Genomic DNA, 6,000 nt, shown 5'->3' on the forward strand with positions numbered 1-6,000 from the left:
GGATATTCATGGTTCCATGTCTGGTGCCCACCTCCTGAGCGGCGAAAGCTGAGTTGTGCGTCGACGAATCGGTCGGCCTGCGAATAGAGGATCAGAAATGTCGAACCGAATCACCAAACTGTTCGCCGCGAGCACCATTGCCCTGGCGCTGGGCTTCATCGCGGCACCCGTCGCATCGGCCGCTACGGAGCCGGTGGCTCCGGTCACCGGATCGGTTGTGATCTGCATTCCGCTCGGAAGCGCGTCGATCTGCTTCTGAGTCCCGCTTTCTCCCTACCCGGTCTCCCTACCCGGTCTCCCTACCCGGTCTCCCTACCCGGTCTTCCTACCCGCGTCCGCCGACCTGCCCGCGAGGTGCGGCGAGGCTGTGCCTCGGGTCCGTGCGGCCGACAGCGTGTCGCCACGCGTCGGCCGTGACTTTCCGGGCTGATGCCTCTGCCTCCGCCGCCCTGCTGCTCCGGACCGAAACCGGGTCGCCACCGTCTCCACCGCCGGGTCTCCGGTGTGATCGCATGTCGAAACGTTTCCACTGACCGGGAACGAAGCACTGTTCACCCCCATGTTCCACGTCACTATCGGCGCAGTTACTCAACTCCGCTCCGAACATGGAGGTTCCGATGCCGGCTCATGCACCGAACGGGCGATCCCAGCACGGTACAGACGAATACAGGCAGATCGAGGCGGCCGCGGCCCCGACCCGGTTCGCGCGCGGCTGGCACTGCCTGGGCCTGGCGAAATCGTTCCGCGACGGACAGCCGCACGAGGTGAAGGCCTTCGGGACGACCCTGGTGGTCTTCCGCTCCGAGACCGACGACACGCTGCACGTACTCGACGCCTACTGCCGCCATATGGGCGGCAACCTCGCGCAGGGCACGGTCAAAGGCGATTCCATCGCCTGCCCGTTCCACGACTGGCGCTGGGGCGGGAACGGGAAATGCACCGGGATCCCGTATGCCCGGCGGGTACCGCCGCTGGCCCGGACCCGGGCCTGGCCGACACTGGAACGCAACGGTCAGCTGTTCGTCTGGCACGACCCGCAGGGCAGCAAACCCACCGACGAGGTGACCATTCCGCAGCTCGAGGGTTACGGTACCGCGGAGTGGACCGACTGGACGTGGAACACGTTGTACGTCGAGGGGTCCAACTGTCGCGAGATCGTGGACAACGTCGTCGATATGGCCCACTTCTTCTACGTCCACTATTCCTTCCCGCGCTATTTCAAGAATGTCTTCGAAGGCCATGTGGCGACCCAGTACATGCGGTCCACGCCGCGCGGCGATATCAATGTCGGTACCAGCTACGACGATCCGAATTCCGCACTGCGCTCGGACGCCTCCTATTTCGGCCCCTCCTACATGATCGACTGGCTGTGGAACGAGGCGCAGGGTATGACGATCGAAACGGTGCTGATCAACTGCCACTATCCGGTCACGGCGAATTCGTTCGTGCTGCAGTACGGCGCGATGGTGAAGAAACCGCAGGGCATGTCGGACGCGGACGCCGAGGCGATGGCCGCGCAGTTCGCCCGCGGTGTCGAGGTGGGTTTCGAACAGGATGTCGAGATCTGGAAGAACAAGGCGCCCATCGACAACCCGCTGCTCTCCGAAGAGGACGGCCCGGTCTATCAGCTGCGCCGCTGGTACCAGCAGTTCTACGTGGACATCGAGGACGTCACCGAGGACATGACCAAACGGTTCGAATTCGAGATCGACACCGAACGCGCAGTGTCCAGCTGGGAGGCCGAGGTCGCGGACAATATCGCCCGCGGCGCGGTACTCGACACCACGGCCTGACCTTTCAACCCCTTCCCGCGCCGGGCGAACACCGTGCGCGTCATCCCCGAGGAACCTCGACATGACCAATGTTCTCGACAATCTCGCGGCGATCGCCGATCAGCTCCGCGACCAGTCCCCCGAGGCCGAAGCGCTCGGCCGGCTTCCGGATTCGACGGCGAAACTGCTGAAGACCGCCGGGCCGATCCGGCTGCTGCAACCGAAGAAGTACGGCGGTTTCGAGGCGCATCCGCGGGAGTTCGCCGAATCGGTGATGGCGGCGGCCGCGCTCGATCCGGCCACCGGCTGGATCTGCGGCATCGTCGGTGTCCATCCGTGGCAGCTCGCCTTCGCCGATCCGTTGGTGCAGGAAGAGGTGTGGGGCGCGGACAACGACACCTGGATGGCGTCGCCGTACGCGCCGACCGGTATCGCCCGTCCGGTGGACGGCGGCTATATCTTCAACGGCCGCTGGCAGTTCAGCTCGGGTACCGACCACTGTGACTGGATCTTCCTCGGCGCCATGCTCGGCGACGAAAAGGGCGGTATCGCCGCCCCGCCGACCATGCTGCACATGATCCTGCCCCGGTCCGACTACGAGATCGTGGAGGATTCGTGGAATGTCGTGGGGTTGAAGGGGACCGGTTCCAAGGACATCATCGTCCGCGACGCGTTCGTGCCCTCCTATCGGGTGATGAACGGTGACCATGTCATCGACGGCACCGCGCAGCGCGAGTACGGCGTCACCGAAACGCTGTACAAGATGCCGTGGTCGACGATGTTCCCGCTGGGTATCAGCGCGGCGGTGATCGGGATCGCCGAGGGCGCACTGGCCGCGCATCTGGACTACCAGCGGGGCCGGGTGGGCGCGCAGGGCACGGCGGTCAAGGACGATCCCTACGTGCTGTTCGCGATCAGCGAGGCCGCCGCCGATATCAACGCCGCGCGGCAGGAACTGCTCGCCAATGTGGACCGCGTCTGGGGCATCGTCGAGTCCGGCGGCGAGGTGGATTTCGCCGAACGGGCGGCCGTGCGCCGTACCCAGGTGCGGGCGGCGTGGCGCGCGGTGATGGCCGTGGACCAGATCTTCGCCCGGTCCGGCGGTAACGCGCTGCGGATGGACAAACCGCTGCAGCGGTACTGGCGCGACGCGCACGCCGGCCTCAACCATGCCATTCACGTACCCAGCACCGTGTACCACGCCGCGGCGCTGAGCTCGATGGGATTCGATCCGGCCGATCATCTGCGCTCGATGATCTGACCGGCCGGGACGAGACGAACGACAAGGACATATCGAACAATGACCGATATCAAGAGCCTGGGCTATGTGCAGATCCAGACCACGGATATGGAGCGCTGGCGGCAGTTCGCCTTCGGTGTGCTCGGCTTCGCGGAGGGATCGGGACCGGACGAGAACGCCCTGTACCTGCGGATGGACGAGCGGGCGGCGCGAATCGTGGTGGTGCCCGGGGATACCGACGAGGTGATCCGGATCGGCTGGGAGGTCCGCGACGGCGCGGCGCTGCGGCGGGTCCGGGAGGCGGTGTCGAAGGCCGGGGTCGCGGTGGAAGCGCTGTCCTCGGCGGATGCCGACGCCCGCCGGGTCGAGGAGGCGATAACCTTCACCGATCCGGCCGGGGCCACGCTGGAGATCTTCCACGGTCCGGTCCTCGATCACAGTCCGGTGGTGACCCCGTTCGGCGCGCGGTTCGTCACGGGAGCCCAAGGCCTGGGGCATGTGGTGCTGCCGACCATGGATCTGGGCGGCGCGTTCGAGTTCTATACCGAGGTGCTCGGCTTCCTGCCGCGCGGTGCGTTCCGGGTGCCGGCGCCGCCGGAGTTCGGACCGGTCCGGATCCGCTTCCTCGGAGTGAACGAACGACACCACAGCCTGGCCCTGTGCCCGGCGCCGCACGGGGGTGCGCCCGGTCTGGTGCACATCATGGTGGAGGTCGATTCGCTGGACGCGGTGGGTCAGGCGCTGGACCGGGTCGCGAAGGACGGGTTCTCCGTGTCCTCGACGCTGGGCCGGCACACCAACGACAAAATGGTGTCGTTCTATGTGCGCGCCCCCGGCGGCTGGGATATCGAGTTCGGGACCGAGGGGATGCGGGTCGACGAGAAGTACTACACGGCGGAGGAGATCACCGCGGACAGCTACTGGGGTCACGACTGGTCCGGTAGCGAACCGCTGGCCGCGATGTAGAAATCACGGTGTGGACGGCCCCCCGGCCGAGCGTTTTCGCTCGGCCGGGGGGCCGTTCGTGATTTTCGGCCAACCTTTGCGATTCGTGTGACAGCTACCACAAGCAGATGGTACTAATAGGAATATGCCTATTCGGCATATCCGGTTGGGGGCATGACTTCGTAGACCCAATGGAGGGCTTCATGACAATCCAGGCCGACGCCGCCACCCCGAGCGCTGTGCTCGATCGCGTCTCGCTCGTTCTCGACGCGTTCGAGGGCCCGGGGCGCCTCACGCTCGCGCAGATCGTGCGCCGCACCGGGCTACCCCGGTCCTCGGCGCACCGCATTCTGGAGCGGCTCGTTCAACTGCGCTGGCTGCGCCGCGACGGCCGGGACTACGAACTGGGACTACGTCTCATGGAGCTCGGCTCGCTCGCGGTGCACCAGGACCGGCTGCACCGCGCCGCCGTGCCCTTCCTGCACGAACTGCACCGCACCACCGGATACGTGGTGCATCTGGCCGTACTCGACGGCACCGATGTGGTGTATCTGGACAAGATCGGCGGCCGGCTCGCGGGCGCGGTGCCGACCCGGGTCGGCGGCCGCCAGCCCGCGCACTGTACGGCGGTCGGCAAGGCGATCCTCGCCTACGCCGACGGCGAACGCGGCGATGTGTTCGGTGCCGGCCCCGTCCGGCCGAGTACCCGCTATTCCATCGCCACCGCCGCACAGCTGCGCACCGAACTGGCCAAGGTTCGGGCGCACGGTATCGCCTTCGAACGCGAGGAATCGCTGTCCGGTTTCGGATGTGTCGCGGCACCGGTCGGCGAGATCGGTCAGGCAGTGGCCGCGGTATCCATCTGCGGACCGGTCGACCGGATGGCCTTCGACCACCGTCTGGCCGCGCCGGTGCGGATGACCGCCCTCGGCATCTGGCGCAATGTCGAGGACGGGCGGGTCCGGGTGCATCCCACCCTTCAGCAGGCTCGGCCGCTGAGCCCGGTGCCGAGGCCCCACCAGTCGCAGACCGCCGCCCTGCAGTACGTCTGAGCGAGCGGGCGGTCAGGTACGGGCCTGCCGACGATCGCCGAGCTTGCGCATCAGGGAGACCAGTCGCAGGCCGAACGCCGGCGCCACATCGACGCCGCGGACCAGCGCGCCGCGCCATCGGGGCATCACCCGGAAGATCTGCCGGCTCTCCATCAGCGCCAGCCCCGCCCGGGCGACCGCGTCCTCGTCCATCGGTTCCGGTCCGGCGAAAAGCAATGCGGCACCGGGATCCGCGGCACGCGAGGTGACCATTTGCGTGCGCACCACATCGGGACACAGGGCGCGGACCCGGATCGGCAATCCGGCGTGCCGGAGATCGCCCTGCAGCGAGGTCGTATAGGACAGGACGGCCGCCTTGGTCGCGGCGTACAGGGCCAGCCCGGGCACCGGGGTGAGCGCCGAGAGCGAGGCGATATTGAGGATCGCTCCGCCCGCCGGCCCCATCTGCCCGATCGCGGCCGCCGACCCTGCCACTACCCCGCGGATGTTGACATCGAGGATAGTGGCGATCTCCTCGTCCGGATGGGTCCAGGCGTCGCCCGCGTACAGCACTCCGGCGTTGTTCACCCAGACGGTCAGCCGTCCCAGGGCCGCGGCCCGCTCGGCGATCGCGCGGTGGGTGGCGATCTCGCGGACATCCTGGGCGAACCCGACCGCGCCCCGGCCGATCTCGGCGGCGGACCGTTGTGCGGCCGCGCCGTCGATATCGGTGAGAACGACCAGGTGGCCCGTATCGGCGAGGTGACGGGCGATGGCGAGCCCGATACCGCGGCCGGCGCCGGTGACGACTGCTGTGGTGGTCATGGTGTGACGCTAGGCCGGGTACACCGCGGCCCGCCAGGTGCACCTGCCGGCTCCGGGCGGCTGCCGTCCGGAACCGGTTCGTGCGCGGGTCGCGCTAGAGAGTGTCCTCAAAGTCTGGGCGGTTGAGGTGCCGGTTTGATTTGATGTGTGGTCGTGGTGGCACGTAGGCATGAATTGACCGAGGACC

6 protein-coding genes are annotated in these 6,000 nt (G+C 67.3%); 5 read left to right on the forward strand and 1 reads right to left on the reverse strand.

The genetic code is table 11. From position 1 onward, the window contains the following. The first annotated feature begins 97 nt into the window (after nt 1-97). The 5 genes from ACWCPQ_RS29905 to ACWCPQ_RS29925 all read left to right on the forward strand — a co-directional run bounded on the left by ACWCPQ_RS29905 (nt 98) and on the right by ACWCPQ_RS29925 (nt 5,009). Entirely contained in the window at nt 98-259 is a 162-nt protein-coding gene (locus ACWCPQ_RS29905) for a hypothetical protein (protein WP_449905077.1), read from the forward strand. A gap of 358 nt (nt 260-617) precedes the next feature. Continuing rightward, nucleotides 618-1,793 carry a Rieske 2Fe-2S domain-containing protein gene (locus ACWCPQ_RS29910; RefSeq protein ID WP_449905079.1) on the forward strand — a complete coding sequence of 392 codons (1,176 nt, stop codon included), beginning with the start codon at nt 618-620 and terminating at the stop codon, nt 1,791-1,793. 61 nt (nt 1,794-1,854) lie between these two features. Then, nucleotides 1,855-3,033 carry an acyl-CoA dehydrogenase family protein gene (locus ACWCPQ_RS29915; RefSeq protein ID WP_449905081.1) on the forward strand — a complete coding sequence of 393 codons (1,179 nt, stop codon included), beginning with the start codon at nt 1,855-1,857 and terminating at the stop codon, nt 3,031-3,033. Between the two features lie 39 nt (nt 3,034-3,072). Continuing rightward, nucleotides 3,073-3,978 carry a biphenyl-2,3-diol 1,2-dioxygenase gene (bphC, locus tag ACWCPQ_RS29920; RefSeq protein WP_449905083.1) on the forward strand — a complete coding sequence of 302 codons (906 nt, stop codon included), beginning with the start codon at nt 3,073-3,075 and terminating at the stop codon, nt 3,976-3,978. Between the two features lie 188 nt (nt 3,979-4,166). After that, nucleotides 4,167-5,009, forward strand: a complete 843-nt coding sequence (locus ACWCPQ_RS29925; RefSeq protein WP_449905091.1) for an IclR family transcriptional regulator — start codon at nt 4,167-4,169, stop codon at nt 5,007-5,009. A 12-nt stretch (nt 5,010-5,021) separates the two neighbouring features. Here the strand turns inward: ACWCPQ_RS29925 and ACWCPQ_RS29930 are convergent, their stop codons facing one another. Then, a complete protein-coding gene (locus ACWCPQ_RS29930; RefSeq protein ID WP_449905084.1) occupies nt 5,022-5,813 on the reverse strand; it encodes an SDR family NAD(P)-dependent oxidoreductase in 792 nt (263 codons plus the stop codon). Between the last annotated feature and the right edge of the window lie 187 nt (nt 5,814-6,000).

This window comes from Nocardia sp. NPDC001965 (genome assembly GCF_053594175.1).

Bases quoted from the DNA above. Each gene is read 5' to 3' on its own strand.
- ACWCPQ_RS29915 (WP_449905081.1), top strand. From the start codon at position 1,855: ATGACCAATGTTCTCGACAATCTCGCGGCGATCGCCGATCAGCTCCGC.
- ACWCPQ_RS29910 (WP_449905079.1), top strand. From the start codon at position 618: ATGCCGGCTCATGCACCGAACGGGCGATCCCAGCACGGTACAGACGAA.
- ACWCPQ_RS29930 (WP_449905084.1), bottom strand. From the start codon at position 5,813: ATGACCACCACAGCAGTCGTCACCGGCGCCGGCCGCGGTATCGGGCTC.
- bphC (WP_449905083.1), top strand. From the start codon at position 3,073: ATGACCGATATCAAGAGCCTGGGCTATGTGCAGATCCAGACCACGGAT.
- ACWCPQ_RS29905 (WP_449905077.1), top strand. From the start codon at position 98: ATGTCGAACCGAATCACCAAACTGTTCGCCGCGAGCACCATTGCCCTG.